The sequence below is a fragment of the Flavitalea antarctica genome (assembly GCF_054461535.1).
Map to the genome: position 1 here is coordinate 64515 of NZ_JBTLQG010000014.1, position 23521 is coordinate 88035.

Sequence of the window (23521 nt, forward strand, 5' to 3'; positions counted from 1 at the left end):
TCATTTTAAGAAAGTTTTGATAATCAATAAATTAGTTAAGGCATTAGATTTGAAGCGCATGGAGCGATTATTAGCCTGAATGGCTAACGTGATCATACACCTGTAAACCATGTAATCGTATGGCTTCAAATTCCAAAAAAGGAACTGCCAGGCAAGTGCAGCCCATAAATAAAATTCCCACAGGGATCACCGGCATGGACGAGATAACCGGTGGCGGTTTGCCAGCAGGCAGGCCGACATTGGTTTGCGGTGCAGCCGGCGCTGGCAAGACGTTATTTTGCATTGAATTCATCATGCGTGGTGCAATTGAATTTAACGAGCCGGGCGTTATAATGGCCTTTGAAGAAACCGCCAGTGAGCTCGAATTGAATGTGGCTTCTCTTGGCTTCGATTTGAAAAAGCTTCAAAAAGATAATCTTCTCAGAATAGATCATGTAAGGGTAGAAAGGAGCGAGATAGAGGAGACGGGGGAATATGACCTTGATGGACTTTTTATTCGTTTAGGCTATGCCATAGATAGCATCGGCGCCAAACGTGTGATGCTCGACACCATAGAGAATTTATTTTCAGGATTAAACAATGAGGCCATCCTTCGCGCAGAATTAAGGCGGTTATTTGGCTGGCTGAAAGAGAAAGGTGTCACGGCAGTAATCACCGGGGAGCAGGGTGAAAAATCTCTTACGCGCCAGGGTCTTGAAGAATATGTTTCCGATTGTGTGATCTTGTTGGAACATCGCGTGGTAAACCAGATTTCCACCCGACTGCTGAGAGTTGTGAAATACCGTGGCTCCATGCATGGTACAAATGAATATCCTTTTCTGATTGATGAAGATGGAATCTCCGTGTTACCGGTGACTTCGTTATTACTTAATAATGAAGTTTCTTCAGAGCGGGTACCTTCAGGTATCCCGGCTCTTGACAAAATGCTTGGTGGGAAGGGATTTTTCCGTGGTAGCTCGATTCTTGTTTCAGGAACCGCCGGTACAGGCAAAACAAGCATTGCAACCCTGTTTGCTGATGCCACCTGCAAAAAAAAGGAGAAGTGTATATATTTTGCCTTTGAGGAATCGCCACAACAGATTGTACGAAACATGAGTTCGATCGGGGTTGATCTTCGTAAACATATATCATCTGGCTTGCTGCAGATGCACGCTTCAAGACCAACACTGTTTGGCCTGGAAATGCACCTGGTAGCTATCCATAAGAAGATCAAAAAGTTTAAACCTTCCACAGTAATTCTCGATCCGATAACCAATCTTATCACTGTCGGTTCCGTTGCCGAGGTAAAATCGATCTTGATCCGGTTGATAGATTACCTGCAATCAGAAAACATCACGGTCATGTTCACTGCACTCACACTGAATAATATCGTAAATGAACAAACTGATGAGGGTGTTTCATCGCTGGTGGATGCCTGGCTGCTGGTTCGCGATATTGAATCAAACGGGGAGAGGAACCGTGGCATGTATATCATGAAATCCCGTGGTATGAAACATTCGAACCAGGTACGGGAATTTGTTATCACTGATAAAGGCCTTGACCTGCTGGATGTATACCTGAGCCCTGATGGAGTGCTCACCGGTTCTGCCCGCGAGGCACAGCAGATGAATGAAGCCGCTGGTGTTGAATTGAAAACTTATGCCATCACCAGGAAAGACAAAGAAATTGAGCGGAAAAGACTTGTGCTCGAGGCTAAGATAAGCTCGCTTAGAGAAGAGTTTGAGGGTGTACAGGAAGAACTGAACCGGTCCTTCATGGAGGAAGATCTCCGAAAACAGATCATGGAAAGGAACCGGAGAAAATTAAGTCAACTAAGATCGAATACAAAAGATAATGACAAAGAGAACGACAAAAAAGCCGAGTAAAAAGTCACCCGTTAAGGAGAAAACTTACAAGTATGAACTGCGTTTATATATCGCCGGTAATACTGCTAAGTCGATGACCGCGCTTGCAAATCTTCAAAAGTATTGTGAGCAGCACCTTAGTGATGAATATCGTCTTGAAGTCATTGATCTTCTTTTGCATCCCCAGTTGGCCGCGGGGGATCAGATACTTGCAATTCCGACACTGGTAAGAAAGGTACCGGTGCCAATACGAAAAATAATTGGTGATCTTTCGAACGAAGAGAAGGTGCTTGTAGGGCTGGATCTCCGCCCGGTAAAAAATTAGAATGGTAACAAAACAAGGACATAATTCTGATGTCAACGATCCTTCGGCGAAAGAACCTGAATATACGCTCAGGTTGTTCATCACGGGTACTTCACCTAACTCGGTGCGCGCAATAAAAAATGTGCGGGAAATCTGTGAGAATTATCTTAAGGGCCGGTATTCACTGGAAATAATTGATGTGTATCAGCAGGCAGTCCTGGCAAAAGAAGAACAGATCATTGCACTGCCTTTACTTATAAAAAAAACTCCGGGACCTGAAAGAAGATTGATAGGAGATATGTCAGAAACAGCAAAAGTTTTGAGAGGTCTTGGTCTGCAACCTTAAACAATGGAATTGAGATCGAACACATATCATGATCTGTTAAATGAGCTCGAAGAAGTAAAGCGACAACTTTACGAAGCTAATGAAACAATTGAAGCAATTCGTACCGGCCAGGTAGACGCGCTGGTGGTTGAAGGTGCAGGGGGGCACCAGCTTTATACCTTAAAGTCAGCGGATGTAACCTACCGGGTTTTTATTGAAAAGATGACGGAAGGTGCCGTCACCCTCAGTAACGATGGTTTGATACTGTATTGTAATTCACAGTTTGCTTCAATGGTTAACCGGACCATCTCCACTGTGATCGGCTGTCATTTCGAAGAATTTGTTACTGATGCTACCCTTGGTTATTTCAGGGAACATTTTGAAAGATGCTGGAGGGAAGACTGCAAGGGAGAGATCTCGCTGAAGTCAGACGGGCATGAGAAACCGGTGCTTGTATCCCTGACCGCACTTGAACTGGAAGACGGTGTTTCCCTGAGTATAATTGTGACCGATCTCACCAGCCTGAAACAGAGCCAGGAAACACTCAGAGAAAAAAACACCCGTCTTGCGGAATCAAATCATGCGCTTGAATCAAGCAACCACGATCTTCAGCAATTTGCTTCTGTTGCTTCACATGATTTGCAGGAACCACTCAGGAAGATCCAGCTGTTTTCTGAATTGCTGAAAGCGAGGGCGGCAGATCAGCTTACTGAGGAATCACAAAAATACCTGAGCAAGATCACCGTTTCAGCCGATCGCATGAAGCGGCTCGTTCTTGACATCCTGAATTATTCAAAGCTTTCATCCAAAAAAAATCATATTGAAAAAGTTGATCTGAATATCCTGATCAAAGAATTGCTTGAGGACCTCGAATTGATCTTCGTAGAGAAACAGGCATCGATCACCGTTGACCCCTTACCTGTTATAGGTGTCAACAGGGGACAGATCAGGCAGGTGTTCCAGAATATCATCTCGAATGCCATCAAATTTTCCAGGGAAAACGTACCGCCGGTAATACATATTTCCGCGAAGACGATCGCTTATAAGTCGTTCGACAGTCACGAAACACCCGGCGGCGCTTATTGCCTCTTCACGATTTCAGACAACGGGATCGGCTTCGAATCCAGGTATCTCGATAACATATTCGTATTGTTTGAAAGGCTTCATTCCAAGGATGCATACGAGGGCACGGGAATAGGGCTCGCGATAAGTAAAAAAATCATCGAGAAACACAATGGCCTGATCACCGCTAAAAGTGTCTCCGGGGAAGGATCCACGTTCCTGTTCATACTGCCGCTCGAACAGCCAGCTTAAAGTTCTATGGTTATTCACAGGTGCTTCTGCATGTGAATTGATCCTGTTCACTGGCTTACTCAGAGGTCTGATTTACCCGAGCTATTCCTGCATATATTTTTTTTACGGTTACTTATCCGGTAACGAAGAAAAATCTGATTCTTAAGGTCTGATATTTTCTTCAGGATACGCCACCAGCGGCGCTCGTTATTTTTTCCCGCCGGCGCCAATTATCTTAGTTCCAGATTTACTAAAAAATTTAGTAATCTTGCATTGTTATGTATCTGAATTGCAAGACCTTTTTTAGTTTCCGGTATGGTACGTTTTCGACCAAAGAACTCGTCGACACCGCGACAGCACTTGGAATAACTGCACTTGCCCTTACAAATATCAACTCTACCTGTAATAGCTGGGAATTTGTAAAGCTTTGCCGTGAACAGGGCATGAAGCCCATACTTGGTGTTGAGATCAGGAACGAAGATGAATTACTGTACATTCTGCTTGCTGCAAATAACAAGGGCCTTGCCTGGATCAACAGTTTTCTGACGGAACACCTGATGGCCAAAAAACCTTTCCCCGCCGTCAGTGACAACCCCGTATTTTTCAGTGCCGCCGATGATGGATATGTGATATATCCATTCGGTAAAAAATCTCATCTTTCCCTGGCACGTAACGAAAAGATCGGTGTATTACCCTCGGAGATATCAAAACTTTATAACATCGATTTCGGGACGTATCATCAGCACTTTGTAATCAGGCAACCAGTTACAGTACAGGACAAAAAGCGGTTCAACCTTCATCGCCTGTTACGTGCCATCGACAAGAATTTATTGTTGTCCAAGCTTCCGGTAAATGTGCAGTGCGAACCTGATGAAACGTTCAGATCTCCCTCGGAGCTTCTCAATGAGTTCAAACAATACCCGTTCATCGTTACAAATACTTACCGCCTGATTGATAGTTGTCATCTTGAAATGGATTTCAAGGTTGATAAAACAAAGAAAACCTTCAGTGCATCGGTTGAAGACGATCGTGTGTTGCTTGAAAAACTTGCAAAGGATGGACTTATATCCCGGTATGGAAGGCGCAACAAGGTTGCTTCGGAACGGATGGCTAAAGAATTAAAGATCATTTACGAACTCGGCTTCACTTCTTATTTCCTGATCAACTGGGATATCATCCGTTATGCCCAGTCACGCGGGTTTTATTATGTAGGTCGTGGTAGCGGCGCCAACTCCATAGTTGCCTATTGCCTCCGGATAACCGATGTGGATCCGATAGAACTTAATCTTTATTTTGAAAGGTTCCTTAATCCGCATCGCACGTCGCCACCTGATTTTGATATTGATTTTTCTTATACTGACCGGGACGAAGTGATCGACTATATCTTCAAGCGATATGGAAAAAAACACGTTGCATTACTCGGCTCTTATCCCACCTTTCAACATGACGCCATCATACTGCAGCTTGGAAAAGTATTTGGTCTCCCGGTCAGCGATATCAAAACGTTGCAACTGACAAACAGACCATCTGATCACATTCAACAACTGATCATACAGTATGGGGCACTGATGCGGAACTTTCCGAGCAATCTTTCTATACATCCTTGTGGAATGCTGATCTCTGAAGAACCTATTCTGAATCATGTTTCCTTGTTCATGCCACCCAAAGGATTTCCAACAACACAGATGGATATGTTCGTTGCTGAAGATATAGGGCTCAACAAATTTGATATTCTCAGCCAGCGTGGACTCGGTCATATCCGTGAAGCCCTGTCGCTCATCAAACAAAATAAAAAAACAGACATAGACATCCACGACGTCGAAAAATTTAAGCAGGATAAACTTGTGGCCGGCCAGATCAGGGAGGCGAATACCATCGGATGTTTTTACATCGAATCCCCGGCTATGAGACAGCTCCTGAAAAAATTGCGTTGTGATGATTACCTGACCCTGGTAGCGGCGAGTTCAATCATCAGGCCCGGTGTGGCCCAATCAGGAATGATGCGCGAATATATTTACCGCTTTCACCACCCCGAAAAAACCGTTTATCTGCATCCGCTTTTTGAAGAACATATGAAAGAGACCTACGGTGTGATGGTTTTCCAGGAAGATGTAATAAAGATTGCACATTATTTCGCGGGTCTCGATCTTGGTGAAGCTGATATTTTACGCAGGGCAATGAGCGGAAAGTACCGTTCGAACAATCAATTCAAGATCATACAGGATAATTTTTATGAGGGATGCAAAAAAATGGGGCATCCGGATGAACTGGCAAGGGAAGTATGGCGGCAGATGGAAAGTTTTGCAGGATATAGTTTTAACAAAGCCCATTCGGCAAGTTTCGCAGTTGAAAGTTATATGAGCCTATACCTCAAAACTTATTACCCGAAAGAATTCATGGTGGCGGTGATCAATAACTTCGGCGGCTTTTATTCGCGCGAGCTTTATTTTCTCGAACTGCTTAAAATTGGTGGTGATATCAAGGCTCCCTGCGTTAATAACAGTGATATGTACACGAATATCCATGGCAATGAGGTATTCGCAGGATTTGTACATATCAAAGGACTGCAAACCGTGTTGATAGAGACCCTGCTGGATGAGCGAAAGGTTAACGGTCCCTTTAAGCATATGCAGGATTTTATTGAAAGAACCAATATAGGGCTCGAGCAGCTGAACACGCTGGTAAGCATTGGCGCATTCCGGTTCACCGGGAAGGGAAAGAAGCACTTATTGTGGGAAGCAAACTTTTTGCAGAAAAGAAACCAGCCTGCAAATCATGCGTCACCTGCGTTGTTCAGCGAAGAACCGGTAGAGATCCGGTTACCGGCTTTGCAGGATTACAGGCTGGACGATCTGTTCGACCAGATGGAAATCCTGGGATTCACTTTATCTAATCCGTTTGAAATGGTTGATGATGATCCGTCAAACTATGTTGCCGCTTCAGGAATCCGCGACTTTGCAGGCAAGTCGATCACCGTGCTTGCCTATTATATTGCCCGGAAGGGAGTGGTGACAAAAAACCGTGATCAGATGTTTTTCGGAACGTTCGTTGACTCGAACCTGGATTGGATAGACACCGTTCACTTTCCTGATTCGGCAAGGGATTATCCATTGCATACCGGTGGTTTCTATCGCATTACCGGCCGGGTAACCGAAGACTTCGGGGTATATACACTGGAAGCAACCAAAATGGCCAGGGTGGGTTATAAGCCGAGATCTTACGAAAAACGAACGGTGGCCGGTGAGCTTTAGAGCAATACTATAACGGGGCTGCTGTAATGCTAAACGTTCAATAAAAATACCAAAGGTCATCTATAATTATTTTTTATGCTGACATACAACAGGCACATTGCACATTTTGACCTCGACACTTTTTTTGTATCAGTGGAGCGGCTTCGAAATCCCAGGTTGATCGGGAAGCCACTGTTGATTGGCGGAAGCAGCGACAGGGGAGTGGTTGCAGCTTGTAGTTATGAGGCCAGGAAGTTCGGAATTCACAGTGCCATGCCAATGCGGGCCGCCCTGCGTTTGTGTCGTGAAGCAATTGTTGTAAAAAGTGACTTCGAAGAGTACAGTAAATTTTCAGGCATGGTTACCGAAGTGATCAATGACTCAGTACCTGTATTTGAGAAATCAAGCATTGACGAATTCTACATTGATCTTACGGGCATGGATAAATTTCACGGTTGTGCGAAGTTTACAGAAGAGCTCAAATCAAAGGTGATAAAGGAAAGCGGCCTGCCGGTTTCCTATGGCCTCGCAAGCAATAAACTGATTAGTAAGGTTGCAACAAATGAAGTGAAACCTGATGGAAGGATTGAGATTCCATTTGGTGATGAACGTTCTTTTCTTGCACCGCTCAGCATTATGAAGATCCCCGGCATCGGAAAGGAAACAGGATATAAATTTCTGAAGATGGGTGTTGAAACAGTCCGCATGCTCAGTGAGATTCCTGTTATTATGTTACAAAATCTGATGGGCAAGACGGGCGAGGAATTATGGCGCAGATCACGTGGAATTGATGAATCTCCGGTGATACCCTATCATGAACAAAAATCTATATCAACTGAAAATACATTTCAACAGGATACGATAGACATTAATTTCCTGGATGCAGAACTCGTCAGGATGACAGAAAAAATCGCCTTTGATCTGAGGAACCAGAACCGGCTCACCGGTTGTATCACGGTTAAGATCAGGTATTCAGATTTTGAAACCCATACCATTCAGAAAACGGTGCCCTATACAAACGCGGACCTTATGCTCGTTAGAACAGTAAGGGAGCTATTTAAAAAGTTGTATGAAAGGCGTTTACTTATCCGACTGATTGGAGTAAGGTTTACTCATCTGATCGCCGGAACATACCAGATAAACATGTTCCAGGATACTTCGGAGCTCATCCAGCTTTACCATGCGGTTGACAGTATTAAAAACCAGTTCGGAGAGGGAGTGCTTTCAAGTGCGGCGGCAATTCAACGAAAAGAGCCAGGTTCTCCTGCGGGAGGCAGTTCAAAAAAAAGTGTACCTCAATCCGTGTCCGCGGCGATTTACAAATCTGCTTTTTCCAAAGACAGGTATCCCGGTAAAAACTATGATATTGATAAAGCAAAAAATTTTGCAAGGCTTGCCGGCGCTACCAGGGCACAGATAGATCCGTCCCCGGCTGACTAGTCCCGGGCTGACTAAGCAGCTGCCCAATTCCTGGCTGCTAAGATCACTATTACGCTGGTCGACGCAAAACGCTTCGATATATCTAAACTCAATTAACTTGCCTCCTGTTCAAAGACCTGCTTGCACAAGTGAAAAAATTGAGAGTACACAAAATATGACCGGGACGAAACTGACAGTACCCAAAATATGATCGGGAAGAAACTGGCAGTACATAAAATATGGCCGTGAAGAAACTGGCAGTACACAAATATGACCGGGATGAAACTGACAGTACACAAAATATAGCCGGGAGGAAACTGACAGTACACAAAATATGACCGGGAGGATACTGACAGTACACAAAATATCAACTGGAAGAAATTGACAGATCTCAAAACATGGCCGTAAGAAAATTGATTATGGATAATCATGAGGACAATAACCAGTATATTATTCGTTTGCATTTCTTTGAATAGCCCGGGCCAGGATTCAATCAAGCCCAAGTCAAACCCACTTACCATTTCCGGTTACGTAGAAGCATACTATGGCTATGATTTCGGTAACCCGGAGTCCAATAAAAGGCCCTCTTTTTTATACAACTATAATCGTCATAACGAATTCAATCTGAACCTTGGTTTTATCAAGGCGGCTTATAATGAGAATAGGGTTCGCGCCAACTTTGCGATTGCGGCAGGAACTTATGTAAATGCCAACTATTCCGCCGAACCCGGTGTGCTTAAAAATGTTTTCGAGGCAAACGCAGGTTATAAATTGAGCGACAGAAAAAACATCTGGTTTGATATAGGCATCTTACCTTCTCATATCGGATTTGAAAGTGCCGTGGGCAAAGACAACTGGGCGCTTACCAGGAGCCTGGTGGCTGAGAACTCACCTTATTTTGAAAGTGGCGCCAGGATCTCCTATACTTCCGATAATGGTAAATGGTTTGTGAGTGCGCTCGCATTGAATGGCTGGCAAAGGATAGCAAAGCTGGAAGGTAATACCATGATCAGTTGGGGCAGTCAGGTGGCGGTAAAGCCGGCGAATAATCTTACATTAAATTACAGTACGTTTTTTGGTACCGATAAACCGGACTCTGCCAGGTTGTTCAGAACATATCACAATATCTATGGCACCTTGCAGGTGACGACCATATTTGGATTTACGGCTGGTTTCGACATCGGAACCGAAGAAAAGCCGGTGGCCGGCAATTCGGTAAATATATGGTACACTCCTGTTTTTATTACCAGGCTTACGCCATTTAGAAAATGGGCTTTGTCAATCCGCGGTGAATACTTCAGAGATAAATACGGAGTCATCATACCTACAGGAACGCCTAATGGTTTCGAAACGATAGGGTTGTCAGCAAACATCGATTTTATACCCGTTCCTAACGCAATGCTAAGACTCGAATTCCGGCATCTCCATAATGGGGACAAGATCTTTATTGACAAGGATGGGAACCCGCAAAGCTCAAATGCTGCTATAACCCTGTCGACGGCAGTTTCGTTCTAAATGTTATAAAGAAAAGTGATGAGTGTTTTATGACTTATCACTTTTCTTTATGTTAGTTAGTTGTTCTGTTTTAAAATGTTAGTTAGTTGTTCTCTTTCAAAGTACTGAGAAAGCTTACAACATCACGGATCTCCTTTTTCGAAAGTACTGCCTTCATATCAGGCATACTGGAAGGAGAGTTGGTTCTTTTTACTACCTGGTCCTTTGGAATCACCTGGTTTGGCTGATCACCAAGTTTCAGGACAAGCGTTGTCTTGGTATCTTCCATCAGCAATCCGGAGACCGTCTTACCATCTTTCTTTTCTATGGAAACCATTCCAAAACCAGGTGCAAGTCTGGCGCCTGGCGAGATCAGCGCTTCGAGTAACTGCTCTCTTGAAAGCCGCATAGCAACACCATTCAACCTGGGTCCGGCGTTTCCACCACGATCGTCATAAGCATGACATTTCATACACTGCGCCTGCTGATTCCGGAAAAATATCATCCGTCCACGATTTGCATCACCGCCCGTTAAACTTCCTGCATAGGAGGCTGTCAGTTCATCAGGAGACAGTTTTGAACTTACTTCTTTAAACCTGGTCTTCAAGTCTGCAGATCCCGTGCTGTCGATAGCCTCACCTAATTCGAGATACAGATCGGGAGAGAGAGAACCGGTTTGCATTTTTGTAACCAGGTCGTTGAGTGGTTTGCCTGAGTACTGCAACGGTAGTTTACCCATGGTTAACAGTGCGGCCTGTTTCTCTTCCATAGTTTTTGTGCTGATCACATTAGTCAGGAGATTTACCATGAGGTCTTTTCCGATGTTCATTTTCTGAAGCAGGTCAAGACCGGCTACACGCACTGTTTTTTCCTTATCTGTCAATGCAGATTTAACTGCGGCTTCAACATCTTTGTCCTGGAGTTCAACCAGGCCCCTTAATGCCTGCACCCTGATGGCTGGTTCCCTGTCGGTTTTGACAATCGCCAGTAACGACGGTCCGGCTTCTTTTATTTCTAACCTTGTTATTGCCTTTACTGCTCCTATCCGTACTGCAGAATCCTTATCATTAAGAAGTTGAAGAAACGATTTGGCAACATGGCCCCTGACCATAGCCGGATCCCTGGTCACTGGTCCTCTTAATCTTCCATCCACGCGATCCAGCACAGACGGCTTTGCCCAGGTGCTCAATGCATCTACCGCTTCAGCACGCATTGCAGGTGGGTTCGCATTATTGTTTGCATAAGCAATCAGGTTCTGCATAGCACTGTCGGTGCCCACCCTGAGATTTGCATTGATAGATCTCCTGATCAGCGGTTCATTTTTAAAACCAGTTGTTTTTAAAACGTCACCAAGAGCCGGCAGAGCATCTTTTATTGAAAGATCATCATTGATTGCCCTTGCACATTCGGTAACAACAAATTCATCGCTGTCCTTTAAAAACACAGCTATGCCGGGATGGCTCATTCTACGCAAAGCCACCACCGCTGCAATACGCAAAGCCCTTGAAGGGTTGCCAGCTAAAGCAATTATCGGTTCAGCTTTTCCTATACGTGCCAAAGCAAGAGTGCCTGCATGCCTGATATACGCATCTTCATCATTGTTTGCGGCCAGCAATTCAATGATCGGATTTATGGCAGCTTCAAATTTCATGCGGCCCAACGCCTCTGCGGCAAAAAACCTCGCGCGGCTGTTTGGATCCTTCAACACCGGGATCAATTGATTGCCGGCGCTTGCATAACGAAGATCCCCGAGCCATTTTGCTGCCTGGGCACGGATCTCAGGATCTGCATCTTTGAGTAACGGGATCAGCAGGTCCGCATGTTTTTTATCTGCACGCGCCATTTGGCTGATTCCCCATATGGCATGTACTCTAGCCAGCTGATTGGAATTCGAAGCCAGGGCCTGTTTAAAAATGGTTAATCCATCATTTCCCCTCTTTACCAGTTCGAACTGAGCTTTCAAACGGACGCGCATATCCGCATTTTTCAATTGGGCTCCAACCTCCTCCTCGCTGAGTTTTGTGAAATCAGCGCCGAGTAATTTTTTTGTTTCAACTCTTGCGGCGCTTGTGGCATTTGCTTTATCGTCAAGCTTCCAGATACGGCCACGGTTCATGGTTTCCCAGCCATCTATCCAGTCAGCTACGTAAAGTGCACCGTCCGGCCCGAAATCAAGACCAGTGGCGAGCACGCCCCCGAGTACTTTTTTTTGTGCTCCCAGTTCGAATGTGGCTCCCTTTGGATTTAATTTGAAACTATGAATGCCTGAACTTGCCGGGTTACCAACAAATTCCGCAACAAAGAAGCTGTTCTTATATTCAGGTCCCAGTGCAGTACCGGGGTTATAGACCATGCCTGCGGGGCCGCTCACGAAATTGCTGATACAGGGCGTGATATAAGCTGCCTGTCCTTCCCATCTCGGCAAATACATTTTTTCGTCCATCCATACCTTGTACGTGTTATTGTTCGGATCCCGGTATTTGCCATATTGCCAGTTGCTGCGCCATCCCTGGTCAGACCCGTTTACAATGTATACCAGTCTCTCTTTCTCACCCGGATGGTCGCCATCGTTGTCTTCACTGATCAGGTTACCGTATTCATCAAAAACAAACTCGTGTGTGTTGCGGTTACCGTATGCAAAGATTTCGAAATCGCTGCCATCGGGATTTGACCTTGCTACAACACCGCTGTTCGGATGGGACCAAACCTGGCCATCCGGTCCTTTTCCATTAAATCCGATATCACCGATCTGCCAGTAGATCCGGCCATCAGGACCCATCTCAACGCCAGACATCCCATGCCCGCCAAAGCCGATATGAATTCCATAGCCATGAGAGATGGAAGTTTTTTCATCGGCGATACCATCCTTGTTTTTATCTTTCATGCGCCACAGATCGGGACCGACCGCGACAAACAGGTCATCACCATCAGATAAAACACCGCCGGCGACATCCGTTACTTCGTCATTAAAATCGTCTACAACCAACTGCGATTTGTCAGCTACACCATCTCCATTCACGTCTTCGAGACGATAAACATTTTCCTTTTCAATCGTCATATCGCGCCAGTCGTGTGAACTGTCACCATTAAGGTCGGCAAGCCATGTATTTTGCTTGCTGTTTTCAGGTGAAAGTGTTTTACGCAGAAATGCTCTTTTGTCTTCGATGGTTTGAAGACTGATAGATTCTATTTCCCAGTCGCGATGTCCCCGGATATCAAATTCGGAATTCTTCTGACGGTTGGTTGTGGTATAATAAATTTTTCCCTGGTCGTCAATATCAATGGCTATTGGTGAGATAACAAGTGAATCGACTCCCCAGACTTCGAGCGAGAGGCCATCTGCAAGCTGGGGTTTGAAGTTGGAATCAATCTTTGCAGCGAGCCGGGCAGCTTGCAAAGTATCAAGTTGCCTGATCCTTAAATCAGTAACTTCTGTTTGTTTACAACCGGTGGCAGTTGTCAACGCTGTCAGTACAGCAAAAGCAATGGAAAATTGTTGAGCAGGCAGTTTCGGTATTCTCATTTCTTATGGTTAAGCTTTTTAGTTATGAGTGATGGTATCACAGAGACATGATTGATTTCCCGCGATCCCGGATGAAAAGATATGAATATAGGCACTTATTTCAAACAAAAAGCCCGACTGTCAACAATCGGGCTTCGTCAGAATAAAATTGAATTAAGTGTTGCTCTCTGAACCAGATTGAATCGCGGACATCGCTTTATCCCACATCGGTCCATGCATCTCTATATATTTTTTTGCCAGCGGGCCGGACGATGCAATGAGAGTGACGCCACCGGGTGCATCCTCTATAGTAAAAGATTCCATGTATTCACCAGTATCTTCCCCGGGCCCTGGTTCAACATCATCATAATAACTTAATACAAGCTCCTTGTTCTCCACCCTTTTCTTCACGATACCCCTGGCTCCAATGGCGCCGGTCAGATCGGTCCAGATGATCGGTGAACCTTCGTTCCAGTCTGTTTGAGCGAGTGTACCTTCTCCGAATGCTATTGCCCATTTGTGATTGGGATCAAGTAATACTTTCCAGACTGCTTCCGCCGATGCCCTGATCGTGGCTGTCTTGCGGATAGTATCCGTCTCCACAAAATTCGGCAATGAAGTGCCGGTGATAAAATTCCAGCCTTCTGAGAAATTATCGATAGAAAGATCGGGCTCGCTGGATGGGAAACTGTCGAGTCCCGAATGCGTCAATGTAAGTTTTGTTTTATCAGCTGACAATTCTGCCAGGTCGAAAGTGACGACAGATGTGCCCGGATATCCGTCGTAGCTCCAGCTATAAGATAACCTGTTGACCGGCCGTGCTTCTATGACTTTGCATTTATGAAGATATTTTCTATCATCCTTGCCACCATAGAAACTAAATTCAAAGCCCGGTTGAGGTTTAAACTCTTCGAGTTCAAAATACCATTCCTTCATCTGATTTTTATCAGTGATTGCCTTCCAGACTTTCTTGATGGGTGCATTGTAAGTGCGTTCGAAAACGAGCTGAGACATAGGTAATTTATTATTGGTGATTGCCTGTTTTATTATTTTTCTTCACTTTAGTGGTAATTTTCTGCCTTGCCGGCTGTGTTTCTTTTGCTGCCTTTCCCCGCATCTGTTGGTCTTCCGCCTTCACTGTTGTTGCCTGCTTTCGCGGCAACTCGTCTTTTCCCGGTTTTTCCGGTCTTTCCAGAAAGTTACCCAAAGCATCGAGTTTATGGTTCCAGAATTTCCGGTAATGATCCAGCCAGCGGTCAACTTCCTTTAGTTTGTTCAGGTTAATACGACAGAGCCTTTCACGTCCCTGGTCCTCAATGAGGATTACCCCGCATTCTGTCAGTATCCTCAGGTGTTTCGAAACAGCCGGACGGCTTATCTCAAAATGATCGGCTACGGCATTTACATTTAATGATTTCTTTGATACCAGGTTTATAATCGCCCTCCTTGTCGGGTCAGCAATTGCCTGGAATACATCCCTCCTGGTTTCCTGCATATGTAACAATGTGGTTACAAATATAAGCGTAACCATACGGTTTCGCAAATTTTTTTTAGGTGAATTGTAGTTATATTAGTCTGCAGAATTGCCATTTATGCCGTTTGCCTGCATGTTCAGAAACTATTTGTTATTGCTATTGTCAGCCAGCCTGGTGCAAAGCACGACGGGGCAAGGTACCGCTCCAGGAAACGCAGCGGCGCCCCCGGCCACAATTACAGTTGATCTTGCGAAAGAGAAAGGGAAGATGGTGCCGATCTGGGCCTGGTTTGGTTATGATGAGCCAAACTATACTTACATGAAGGATGGTAGAAAACTGCTGTCTGAAATTGCTGCCTTAAGTCCCGTACCGGTGTATGTAAGAACACATTGCCTGTTGTGCAGTGGTGATGGTAAGCCGGCATTGAAATGGGGATCGTCAAACGCATATACAGAAGATGCTGAGGGGAAGCCGGTATACGACTGGCGCATAACCGATAGTATTTTTGATACCTATATACAGCGTGGGATTAAGCCCCTGGCGCAGATCGGCTTTATGCCTGAGGCCTTATCAACTAAGCCGCAACCATATCAGCATGACTGGAAACCCGGGGATCCTTACAATAAAATTTACACTGGCTGGGCATATCCTCCCAAAGATTATAATAAATGGAGCGAACTAATTTATCAATGGGTAAAACATTGTGTTGCGAGGTATGGCCAGAAAGAAGTCGAGAGCTGGTATTGGGAAGTATGGAATGAACCAAACTTATACTGGAAGGGGACACAGGAAGAATTCTTCAAGTTATATGATTATGCAGCTGATGGTTTGAAACGGGCTTTGCCTTCGGCCAGGATCGGAGGACCGGACATCGCCGGCACCTCCAGTGCAGGTGCCACGAAGTTTATGCATGCATTCATTAAACACTGTTTATATGAAAGGAACTTTGCCACCGGGAAAACAGGGTCGCCGCTTGAAGTCCTGTTGTTTCATGCCAAGGGTAACCCCACCTTAAAAGACGGCGTTGTCTGGATGAATATGGCGCCCCAGCTACGGGATATAGAAGCCGGGATCAAAATCGCAAAAACTTATCCCGAAACCCAGTCAATACCTTTGATTGTAGGAGAGTCTGATCCTGAAGGTTGTGCCGCATGCGGGATGGCGACCAATCCATCAAATGCATACCGGAATGGCACGATGTATTCAAGTTATACAGCAGCGAGTTTTGCAAGGAAGTATGAACTGGCGCAATTATATAATGGAAATCTCACCGGTGCTGTGTCATGGTCATTTGAATTTGAGAATCAACCCTGGTTTTATGGTTTCCGTGACCTCGCCACCAATGGGGTTGACAAGCCCGTATTGAATGTATTCAGGATGTTTGGAATGATGAAAGGAAATCTTGTCCATGCCACTGGGAACAGAATGTATCCCCTCCGCCAGGTGCTAGATTCGAGTATCCGCAACGGCACCGATATTGGTGCCATTGCGTCCAGAGATCAACGATCTGCTGCAATCTTGATCTGGAATTATCATGATGAGGACAGGCAAGCGCCCCCTGAGGCGATAACCGTTACTATCGATAATATCCCGGCAAAATCGTTCCGGATGACCGAATACCGGATTGACAAGGAACACAGCAATTCTTACGAAGCCTGGAAAAAAATGGGATCGCCGCAGACGCCCGATTCAGGGCAGATAAAAACCCTGGAAGCAGCGGGTATGTTGAAAACTGCAGGAAGTTCACAAAAACTTCAGGCAAAAAAAGGGCATACAACTATCCCGGTCACTTTAGCCAGGCAGGGCGTTTCGTTGCTGGTTCTAAATTGGTAATAAAAGTCAGGGGTACATATTATCAAAAATTCGAATTATTAGATCCGTTATGATTAAAAGTTACACTACCGATTCTGAGTCAGGATTTGAATGGATCGACCTGGTGTCGCCGGACCGCGCCGAAGTCCAGCAGGTTGCCGGAAGGTTCGGACTTCATGAAGCATCTGTAGAAGATGCACTGCAGCCCGACCATCTGCCAAAATTCGAAAAGCTACGGACCTATAGTTTTGTGATCATGCGTATCTATTCTGTGTATAGGGAATCACAGGCCGATACGGTGCAGGAACTCACAGATAAACTCGCCATATTTTTTTCGGAAAAATTTATTGTTACGGTGCACAAACACGAATGGAAAGATCTCGAAGCGGTAAACGAAGAATTTTTAAGAACCGGCGATTGCAAAAATGCCTTTCACCTGTTCAACGAAATTGTGAGGTATGGACTGCTGACCTTCGATGAACCCGGGGCGAAACTGAACAGAACAATCGACTACCTGGAAGAAAAGGTATTTCTAAAAAATAAGAATGCCCCCTTGCTGAAAAGCATGTATTTTCTGAAAAGGAAGGTTGACGTGATCCGGAGGGTATTGCTTCTATCGAACGACATCATCGACCATATTGACCCCCCTGGCACCTCTGATGAATATACCAGGGATATCAGGGATCTCTATGTGAAACAGCAGAGTATCTTTGATTCACTTGCAGAAAATACTAACCACCTGGTGGGTATATATTTCAATATTTCTTCCCAGCGGACGAATGAGACTATCCGCGTGCTGACCATATTCTCGGTTTTCTTTATGCCACTGACTTTTATCGTGGGTATTTATGGCATGAACTTCGAATTTATGCCCGAACTCAGGCAGAAATGGGGATACCCCGGGGTGATGGTACTGATGCTTGTAATAGTACTGGCTATCTATACCTGGTTTAAAAGGAAGAACTGGTTGTAACCCACACCGGCCTCTTTTTTCCCGGGATTCCCTCCTCTTACCAACAATTTCGTAATTTTGTGCTCATACTTGCCTTGCATACGTCCACACGGAGCATGAAAATGTTAAAAAACCCGCCCGGGAATTGCTACCAAATATAAGTTGTTGATAATCATACACTCTTTTTAAACATCTAGCGGTCTGGGCGCTGAAAATTAGAAGAAATTGCGGTATTTATACTTTTTTGTATAAATACATTTGTACCTTTGCGGCAGTAAAACAAGTATCTTAAAAAGTCGAATATATGGATGAAAAGCTCAGTAGTATTGAACAAACCGTTCTCAGCGATTATAAATACGGCTTTGTAACCAATATTGAGTCGGATGAGGCCCCAAAAGGACTTGACGAGAGCACCGTAAGATTTATTTCTGCTAAAAAGAATGAACCCGAATGGATGCTGCAGTGGAGACTTAAGGCTTATCAGCAGTGGTTGAATATGAAAGAACCTGATTGGGCAAATATCGACTATCCGCCGATAAACTACCAGGACATCATTTATTATTCTGCACCAAAACAGAAGGTCTCCGTTGATAGCCTTGATGATATCGACCCTGAGCTGAGGGCAACCTTTGAAAAGTTAGGTATCTCCCTGAATGAGCAAAAAAGGTTGAGCGGTGTTGCGATTGATGCAGTTATCGATAGTGTTTCCATAGCTACCACTTTCAAAACCCAGCTGGCAGAGCAGGGAATCATTTTTTGTTCTATGAGCGAAGCGATCCGGGAACATCCGGAGCTGGTGAAGAAATATCTTGGTTCTGTGGTTCCCGCAACAGACAATTACTTTGCTGCCCTGAACGCCGCAGTATTCAGCGATGGTTCGTTTTGTTATATCCCAACCGGGGTCCGCTGCCCGATGGAGCTTTCAACTTATTTCAGGATAAACGCTGAAAACACCGGGCAGTTTGAACGCACCCTGATTGTTGCCGAGCCTGGTAGTTATGTAAGTTACCTCGAAGGATGTACGGCACCGATGCGCGACGAAAATCAATTACACGCCGCGGTAGTTGAACTGATAGCCCAGGATCATGCCGAAATAAAATATTCAACAGTTCAGAACTGGTACCCGGGAGATAAAGAAGGGAAGGGTGGTATCTACAACTTTGTAACAAAAAGAGGTATTTGCCAGGCGCATGCCAAAATCTCCTGGACGCAGGTTGAGACAGGATCATCAATCACCTGGAAATATCCCAGCGTAATTCTTAAAGGCGATTATTCGACCGGCGAATTTTATTCGATTGCCGTAACCAATAACCGCCAGCAGGCAGATACCGGAACCAAGATGCAGCATTTGGGTAAACATACCCGCAGCCGTATTGTTTCCAAAGGTATTTCAGCAGGGTTCAGTAATAACAGTTATCGCGGGCTCGTGCACGTTAGTCGTAAGGCAACCAATGCCAGGAACTTTTCGCAGTGTGACTCTTTGTTGCTCGGGGATAAATGCGGCGCTCACACTTTTCCGTATATAGAAGTAAAAAATAACAGTTCAGTAGTAGAACATGAAGCTACCACCTCCAAGGTGGGTGAGGACCAGATATTTTACTGCAATCAACGTGGTATGGACACTGAAACGGCGGTTGCACTGATCATTAATGGTTTTGCGAAGGAAGTAATGAACCAGTTGCCGATGGAATTTGCCATTGAGGCTCAAAAATTATTAGCAATCAGCCTGGAGGGTAGTGTAGGTTAATCATAAAAAAATAAAACAAGTAGATAATATGTTGCGCATTCAAAATTTGCAGGCAGGCATAGAAGGAAGAGAGATCTTAAAAGGCATTAACCTGGATATTAAGCCAGGGGAAGTGCATGCTATTATGGGACCTAACGGATCCGGTAAAAGCACTCTCGCTTCAGTTCTTGCGGGCAGGCAGGATTACACAGTTACCGGTGGATCTGTGGAGTTTCTCGGTAAAGATCTTTTGGAACTGTCTCCTGAAGACAGGGCAGGTGAAGGACTTTTTCTCGGCTTTCAGTACCCTGTTGAAATTCCAGGTCTCAGTACTACCAACTTTATAAAAACTGCAGTAAACGAAGTTAGAAAATACAGAGGCCTTGAGCCCCTGGATGCCGTAGCATTTCTGAAGATGATGAAGGAGAAGATGGGCCTGATGGAAATGGAACAGACCATGCTGAGCCGTTCTTTAAATGAAGGATTTTCCGGTGGCGAGAAAAAGAGAAATGAGATCTTCCAGATGGCCATGCTCCAGCCAAGGCTTGCCATTCTTGACGAAACTGATTCAGGACTGGATATAGATGCCATCAGAATTGTGGCCAATGGTGTAAACAAACTGCGTAATAAAGACAATGCTGTATTGGCCATCACTCACTATCAGCGTCTGCTGGATTACCTGGTTCCTGATTTTGTTCACGTATTGTACAATGGCCGCATTGTGAAATCGGGTACGAAAGAACTGGCACTTGAACTGGAAGAAAAAGGATATGATTTTATCAGGAACGAAATGCATCAGGCAGAAGAAGTTTCTTAAACCGGTAATTACGCATGAATAACAATACCTATCTCAAAGAATCATTTGACAGGCTTAACCTGCCCGTTAACAGCCCGCTTTCCTCTATCAGGAAAGCAGCTTTTAAATCATTTGACGCAATGGGCCTGCCGACTGTTCGTCACGAAGAGTGGAAGTATACCAGGATCAGCAGTTTGTTTAATAAAGAATTCCAGGTTTCATTTCAAACGCCGGCTGCCCTCACTGCTGAAGAATTTGCGGCATTGAGATTGCCTGGTTACGAAGATGCCAGCGAACTTGTTTTTGTGAATGGCATATATGTAGCTTGTCTTTCCAATCTCAGGACACCCTCTTTTGGGATCATGCCTCTTGAAGATGGGGCAACCAATCAATATCATGAAGTTGTCAGCGAACATTTTAACCATAGCAGCAAATACCTCAAAGACGGCATCCAGGCTTTGAATACTGCATTTATTGACGGTGCTGTTTTCATGAATGTGCAGCCAAGAAAATTTGTAAAACATCCCGTCTATATTTACAATATTACTGATGCAAGAACAGCGCCTGTTCTGTCCCAACCCCGCAGCCTTATACATATCGGGCAGGGCGCTCAGGTACAGCTGGTAGAAACCTATATCACGCTCGGCTCGTCAGAGAGTATGACAAATGAGGTGATGGAGATCATTGTTGAGCAGGATGCAATACTTGAATACTATAAGATACAGAATGATCAGAGTCATGCCAGCCAGGTAAGTACAACACATATCCGGCAGGTAGGCAAAAGTGTCGTTCATACCGTTACGGTGTCATTAAATGGTGGAATTGTCAGGAACAACCTTCACGCCGTGCTTGGGGCCCGTTTTGCTGAAGCTCATTTATACGGTCTGTATTTCCAGCGCGGTCAGAGCCATATCGACAACCATACGATAGTTGACAACGTGATGCCGGATTGCCAGAGCAATGAACTATATAAAGGCATCCTGGATAATAATGCTACCGGTGTTTTCAATGGTAAGATATTTGTCCGCAAAGACGCGCAGAAAACAAATGCATTCCAGTCAAACAAAAACGTGCTGCTATCTGAAAATGCAAATGTCAATACTAAACCACAGCTGGAAATTTATGCGGATGATGTAAAATGTTCTCATGGTTGCACTATTGGTAGCCTTGATGAGGAAGGACTTTTTTATCTTCAGTCGAGAGGTGTACCGAAGAGCCAGGCCATGGCGCTGTTGCTCCAGGGTTTTGCACTTGATATACTCGAGAAAATCAAACCTGCCCCTATCCGTGCATATGTTGAAGATTTAATCGCACAACGTTTAATTGCAGATGTATTATGATTACCGCGCAGAAGACAATACCCGCTTTAGATATCGAATCTATCAGGAAACAGTTTCCCGTTTTGAGCCGGACCGTTAAAGGGAAACCGCTTGTATATTTTGATAATGCCGCTACATCCCAGAAGCCGCAGGTGGTAATTGATGCGCTTGTCGATTATTATTCCGGTTTCAATGCAAACATACATCGCGGTATACACTCGCTGGCAGAAGAGGCGACTGCTGCTTTCGAAGCAACCCGTGACACCGTTCAAAGATTCATCGGGGCTGCTAAAAGGGAAGAGATCATATTTACTAAAGGCACTACTGAAAGTATAAACCTCGTCGCGGCTACCTGGGGAAGGGCAAATGTGAGACAGGGTGATGAGATCATCATTTCGGGTATGGAACATCATTCCAACATAGTTCCGTGGCAACTGCTTTGCCAGGAAAAAGGTGCCTTGTTAAAAGTGATACCTGTAAATGATGAAGGTGAAATTTCCCTGGATGATTTCACTAAGCTTGTAAATTCAAGAACAAAGATTGTTTCGATAGTCCATGTTTCAAATGCATTGGGAACAATCAACCCAGTCAAAGAAATGATTGAGATCGCTCATAAGGCAGGTGCAGTTGTTTTTGTTGATGGTGCCCAGTCAAGTGTACATCTCGACATCGATGTCCAGGATCTGGATTGCGATTTCTTCGGTTTTTCTGCGCATAAGGTATATGGTCCAACCGGTGTTGGGGTTCTTTATGGTAAAAAAGATATTCTCGAAGCCATGCCGGTTTATATGGGTGGTGGCGAAATGATCAAAGAAGTAAGTTTTGAGAATACCACTTATAACGAGCTTCCTTATAAATATGAGGCGGGAACTCCTAATATCGCTGATATAGTTGCTTTTAAGGCGGCTCTTGATTTTGTAACTAACCTCGGCAAGAAAAATATTGCAAAACATGAAGATGCTTTGCTTGTTTATGCAACGGAAAAACTTAAGGAGATCCCCGGCGTTACCGTGATCGGAAGGGCCGCTCATAAAGCAGGTGTGCTTTCTTTTGTTATCAAGGGCGTGCATCCGCAGGACATGGGTATCATGCTTGATAATAACGGGATAGCAGTAAGAACCGGTCATCATTGTGCGCAGCCTCTCATGAGTTGTTATAAAATACCGGGAACTATTCGTGCGTCATTTGCCGTTTACAACACCTTCGAAGAAGTCGATGCACTGATAGCAGGCATCAACAAGGCACTACGCGTGCTTCTATAACTTTTAAAAATGAGTGGATCAACCAACATACAGCAAACTGAACAGGAGATTATTGAGGAGTTCGCCCTTTTTGATTCATGGGATGATAAATACGAATACATTATTGACCTGGGAAAAAAACTGGCCGTACTCGAAGATGAATACAAAACAGACAATAACAAAGTAAAGGGTTGCCAGTCTACCGTATGGCTGGCCGCATTTTATAAGAACGGAATCATCACCTATAAAGCGGATAGTGATGCAGTGATTGTTAAAGGTTTGATCAGTATGCTTATCAGGGTTTTGTCAGGTCATACACCCGACGATATTCTTGATGCCAGGCTGGACTTCATTCAGAAGATAGGCATGACCTCACACCTTGCACAAACGCGGTCGAACGGACTACTTTCTATGGTCAGGCAGATGAAAAATTATGCACTGGCGTTCAAGGCAAAAACTGAAAATTGAAATCATGGAAACAGCTGAATTGAAACAAAAAGTAATAGACACCCTTCATACGATCTTTGATCCCGAGATCCCGGTAAACATCTATGAACTCGGATTGATTTATGAGGTGGATATTCTGCCTATCAATAATGTTCAGATAGTGATGACTTTGACCGCTCCCAATTGTCCGGCTGCGCAGTCACTGCCGATCGAAGTGGATCAGAAGGTGAGGGAAATCGAAGGTGTGAATGATGTACACGTTTCTGTAACCTGGACACCTGCCTGGGATAAATCAAAAATGTCGGAAGCGGCACAACTTGAATTAGGAATGCTATAAAAGCT

18 protein-coding genes are annotated in these 23521 nt (G+C 44.6%); 15 read left to right on the forward strand and 3 right to left on the reverse strand.

What is annotated here, in order from left to right; all coding sequences use genetic code 11:
• Positions 1–119 precede the first annotated feature (119 nt).
• From kaiC to ACX0G7_RS14545, 7 genes are all read left to right on the forward strand, one after another.
• Complete coding sequence (gene kaiC / locus ACX0G7_RS14515; RefSeq protein WP_458924214.1) at positions 120–1865, forward strand: circadian clock protein KaiC; 1746 nt, start codon at positions 120–122, stop codon at positions 1863–1865.
• The gene (locus ACX0G7_RS14520; protein ID WP_458924215.1) at positions 1834–2169 is read left to right on the forward strand and encodes a circadian clock KaiB family protein; all 336 of its coding nucleotides are present in this window, start codon (positions 1834–1836) and stop codon (positions 2167–2169) included. The genes kaiC and ACX0G7_RS14520 overlap by 32 nt, the downstream gene beginning before the upstream one ends.
• A gap of 1 nt (position 2170) precedes the next feature.
• Positions 2171–2494 (forward strand): circadian clock KaiB family protein, encoded by a 324-nt coding sequence (locus ACX0G7_RS14525; protein ID WP_458924216.1) that lies wholly within the window; start codon positions 2171–2173, stop codon positions 2492–2494.
• 3 nt (positions 2495–2497) lie between these two features.
• The gene (locus ACX0G7_RS14530) at positions 2498–3787 is read left to right on the forward strand and encodes a sensor histidine kinase (RefSeq protein WP_458924217.1); all 1290 of its coding nucleotides are present in this window, start codon (positions 2498–2500) and stop codon (positions 3785–3787) included.
• A 257-nt stretch (positions 3788–4044) separates the two neighbouring features.
• Positions 4045–7017, forward strand: a complete 2973-nt coding sequence (locus ACX0G7_RS14535) for a DNA polymerase III subunit alpha (protein WP_458924218.1) — start codon at positions 4045–4047, stop codon at positions 7015–7017.
• A 75-nt stretch (positions 7018–7092) separates the two neighbouring features.
• Positions 7093–8436 carry a DNA polymerase IV gene (gene dinB, locus ACX0G7_RS14540; protein WP_458924219.1) on the forward strand — a complete coding sequence of 448 codons (1344 nt, stop codon included), beginning with the start codon at positions 7093–7095 and terminating at the stop codon, positions 8434–8436.
• A 408-nt stretch (positions 8437–8844) separates the two neighbouring features.
• Entirely contained in the window at positions 8845–9930 is a 1086-nt protein-coding gene (locus ACX0G7_RS14545; RefSeq protein ID WP_458924220.1) for a porin, read from the forward strand.
• An 82-nt stretch (positions 9931–10012) separates the two neighbouring features.
• Here ACX0G7_RS14545 and ACX0G7_RS14550 read toward each other — a convergent pair whose 3' ends face one another.
• The 3 genes from ACX0G7_RS14550 to ACX0G7_RS14560 all read right to left on the reverse strand — a co-directional run bounded on the left by ACX0G7_RS14550 (position 10013) and on the right by ACX0G7_RS14560 (position 14942).
• On the reverse strand, positions 10013–13432 hold the full coding sequence (locus ACX0G7_RS14550) for a HEAT repeat domain-containing protein (protein WP_458924221.1): 3420 nt from the start codon (positions 13430–13432) through the stop codon (positions 10013–10015).
• Between the two features lie 153 nt (positions 13433–13585).
• Positions 13586–14425, reverse strand: a complete 840-nt coding sequence (locus tag ACX0G7_RS14555; protein WP_458924222.1) for an SRPBCC family protein — start codon at positions 14423–14425, stop codon at positions 13586–13588.
• A 10-nt stretch (positions 14426–14435) separates the two neighbouring features.
• Positions 14436–14942, reverse strand: a complete 507-nt coding sequence (locus ACX0G7_RS14560; protein ID WP_458924223.1) for an ArsR/SmtB family transcription factor — start codon at positions 14940–14942, stop codon at positions 14436–14438.
• A 61-nt stretch (positions 14943–15003) separates the two neighbouring features.
• Here ACX0G7_RS14560 and ACX0G7_RS14565 point away from each other — a divergent pair, with 61 nt between their 5' ends.
• The 8 genes from ACX0G7_RS14565 to ACX0G7_RS14600 all read left to right on the forward strand — a co-directional run bounded on the left by ACX0G7_RS14565 (position 15004) and on the right by ACX0G7_RS14600 (position 23516).
• On the forward strand, positions 15004–16719 hold the full coding sequence (locus tag ACX0G7_RS14565) for a GH39 family glycosyl hydrolase (RefSeq protein ID WP_458924224.1): 1716 nt from the start codon (positions 15004–15006) through the stop codon (positions 16717–16719).
• Between the two features lie 49 nt (positions 16720–16768).
• Positions 16769–17671: a magnesium transporter CorA family protein gene (locus ACX0G7_RS14570; RefSeq protein WP_458924225.1), complete on the forward strand. Its 903-nt coding sequence runs from the start codon at positions 16769–16771 to the stop codon at positions 17669–17671.
• 283 nt (positions 17672–17954) lie between these two features.
• Positions 17955–19397 (forward strand): Fe-S cluster assembly protein SufB, encoded by a 1443-nt coding sequence (gene sufB, locus ACX0G7_RS14575; RefSeq protein WP_458924226.1) that lies wholly within the window; start codon positions 17955–17957, stop codon positions 19395–19397.
• Positions 19398–19425: 28 nt separating this feature from the next.
• On the forward strand, positions 19426–20193 hold the full coding sequence (gene sufC / locus ACX0G7_RS14580) for a Fe-S cluster assembly ATPase SufC (protein ID WP_458924227.1): 768 nt from the start codon (positions 19426–19428) through the stop codon (positions 20191–20193).
• A 14-nt stretch (positions 20194–20207) separates the two neighbouring features.
• Positions 20208–21512 (forward strand): Fe-S cluster assembly protein SufD, encoded by a 1305-nt coding sequence (gene sufD, locus ACX0G7_RS14585; protein ID WP_458924228.1) that lies wholly within the window; start codon positions 20208–20210, stop codon positions 21510–21512.
• Complete coding sequence (locus tag ACX0G7_RS14590) at positions 21509–22753, forward strand: SufS family cysteine desulfurase (protein ID WP_458924229.1); 1245 nt, start codon at positions 21509–21511, stop codon at positions 22751–22753. Before sufD ends, ACX0G7_RS14590 begins: the two co-directional genes overlap by 4 nt.
• Positions 22754–22762: 9 nt before the next feature.
• Positions 22763–23200 carry a SufE family protein gene (locus ACX0G7_RS14595; RefSeq protein WP_458924230.1) on the forward strand — a complete coding sequence of 146 codons (438 nt, stop codon included), beginning with the start codon at positions 22763–22765 and terminating at the stop codon, positions 23198–23200.
• Between the two features lie 4 nt (positions 23201–23204).
• Positions 23205–23516, forward strand: coding sequence for a DUF59 domain-containing protein (locus ACX0G7_RS14600; RefSeq protein WP_458924231.1), 312 nt, complete (start codon positions 23205–23207; stop codon positions 23514–23516).
• Positions 23517–23521: the final 5 nt, after the last annotated feature.

What these genes read in the sequence shown, in the direction of transcription:
- ACX0G7_RS14535 (WP_458924218.1), top strand. Translation starts at nt 4,045, where the DNA reads ATGTATCTGAATTGCAAGACCTTTTTTAGTTTCCGGTATGGTACGTTT.
- sufD (WP_458924228.1), top strand. Translation starts at nt 20,208, where the DNA reads ATGAATAACAATACCTATCTCAAAGAATCATTTGACAGGCTTAACCTG.
- ACX0G7_RS14520 (WP_458924215.1), top strand. Translation starts at nt 1,834, where the DNA reads ATGACAAAGAGAACGACAAAAAAGCCGAGTAAAAAGTCACCCGTTAAG.
- ACX0G7_RS14590 (WP_458924229.1), top strand. Translation starts at nt 21,509, where the DNA reads ATGATTACCGCGCAGAAGACAATACCCGCTTTAGATATCGAATCTATC.
- ACX0G7_RS14550 (WP_458924221.1), bottom strand. Translation starts at nt 13,432, where the DNA reads ATGAGAATACCGAAACTGCCTGCTCAACAATTTTCCATTGCTTTTGCT.
- ACX0G7_RS14555 (WP_458924222.1), bottom strand. Translation starts at nt 14,425, where the DNA reads ATGTCTCAGCTCGTTTTCGAACGCACTTACAATGCACCCATCAAGAAA.
- ACX0G7_RS14525 (WP_458924216.1), top strand. Translation starts at nt 2,171, where the DNA reads ATGGTAACAAAACAAGGACATAATTCTGATGTCAACGATCCTTCGGCG.
- ACX0G7_RS14595 (WP_458924230.1), top strand. Translation starts at nt 22,763, where the DNA reads ATGAGTGGATCAACCAACATACAGCAAACTGAACAGGAGATTATTGAG.
- dinB (WP_458924219.1), top strand. Translation starts at nt 7,093, where the DNA reads ATGCTGACATACAACAGGCACATTGCACATTTTGACCTCGACACTTTT.
- ACX0G7_RS14565 (WP_458924224.1), top strand. Translation starts at nt 15,004, where the DNA reads ATGCCGTTTGCCTGCATGTTCAGAAACTATTTGTTATTGCTATTGTCA.
- ACX0G7_RS14600 (WP_458924231.1), top strand. Translation starts at nt 23,205, where the DNA reads ATGGAAACAGCTGAATTGAAACAAAAAGTAATAGACACCCTTCATACG.
- ACX0G7_RS14530 (WP_458924217.1), top strand. Translation starts at nt 2,498, where the DNA reads ATGGAATTGAGATCGAACACATATCATGATCTGTTAAATGAGCTCGAA.
- sufC (WP_458924227.1), top strand. Translation starts at nt 19,426, where the DNA reads ATGTTGCGCATTCAAAATTTGCAGGCAGGCATAGAAGGAAGAGAGATC.
- sufB (WP_458924226.1), top strand. Translation starts at nt 17,955, where the DNA reads ATGGATGAAAAGCTCAGTAGTATTGAACAAACCGTTCTCAGCGATTAT.
- ACX0G7_RS14545 (WP_458924220.1), top strand. Translation starts at nt 8,845, where the DNA reads ATGAGGACAATAACCAGTATATTATTCGTTTGCATTTCTTTGAATAGC.
- ACX0G7_RS14570 (WP_458924225.1), top strand. Translation starts at nt 16,769, where the DNA reads ATGATTAAAAGTTACACTACCGATTCTGAGTCAGGATTTGAATGGATC.
- ACX0G7_RS14560 (WP_458924223.1), bottom strand. Translation starts at nt 14,942, where the DNA reads ATGGTTACGCTTATATTTGTAACCACATTGTTACATATGCAGGAAACC.
- kaiC (WP_458924214.1), top strand. Translation starts at nt 120, where the DNA reads ATGGCTTCAAATTCCAAAAAAGGAACTGCCAGGCAAGTGCAGCCCATA.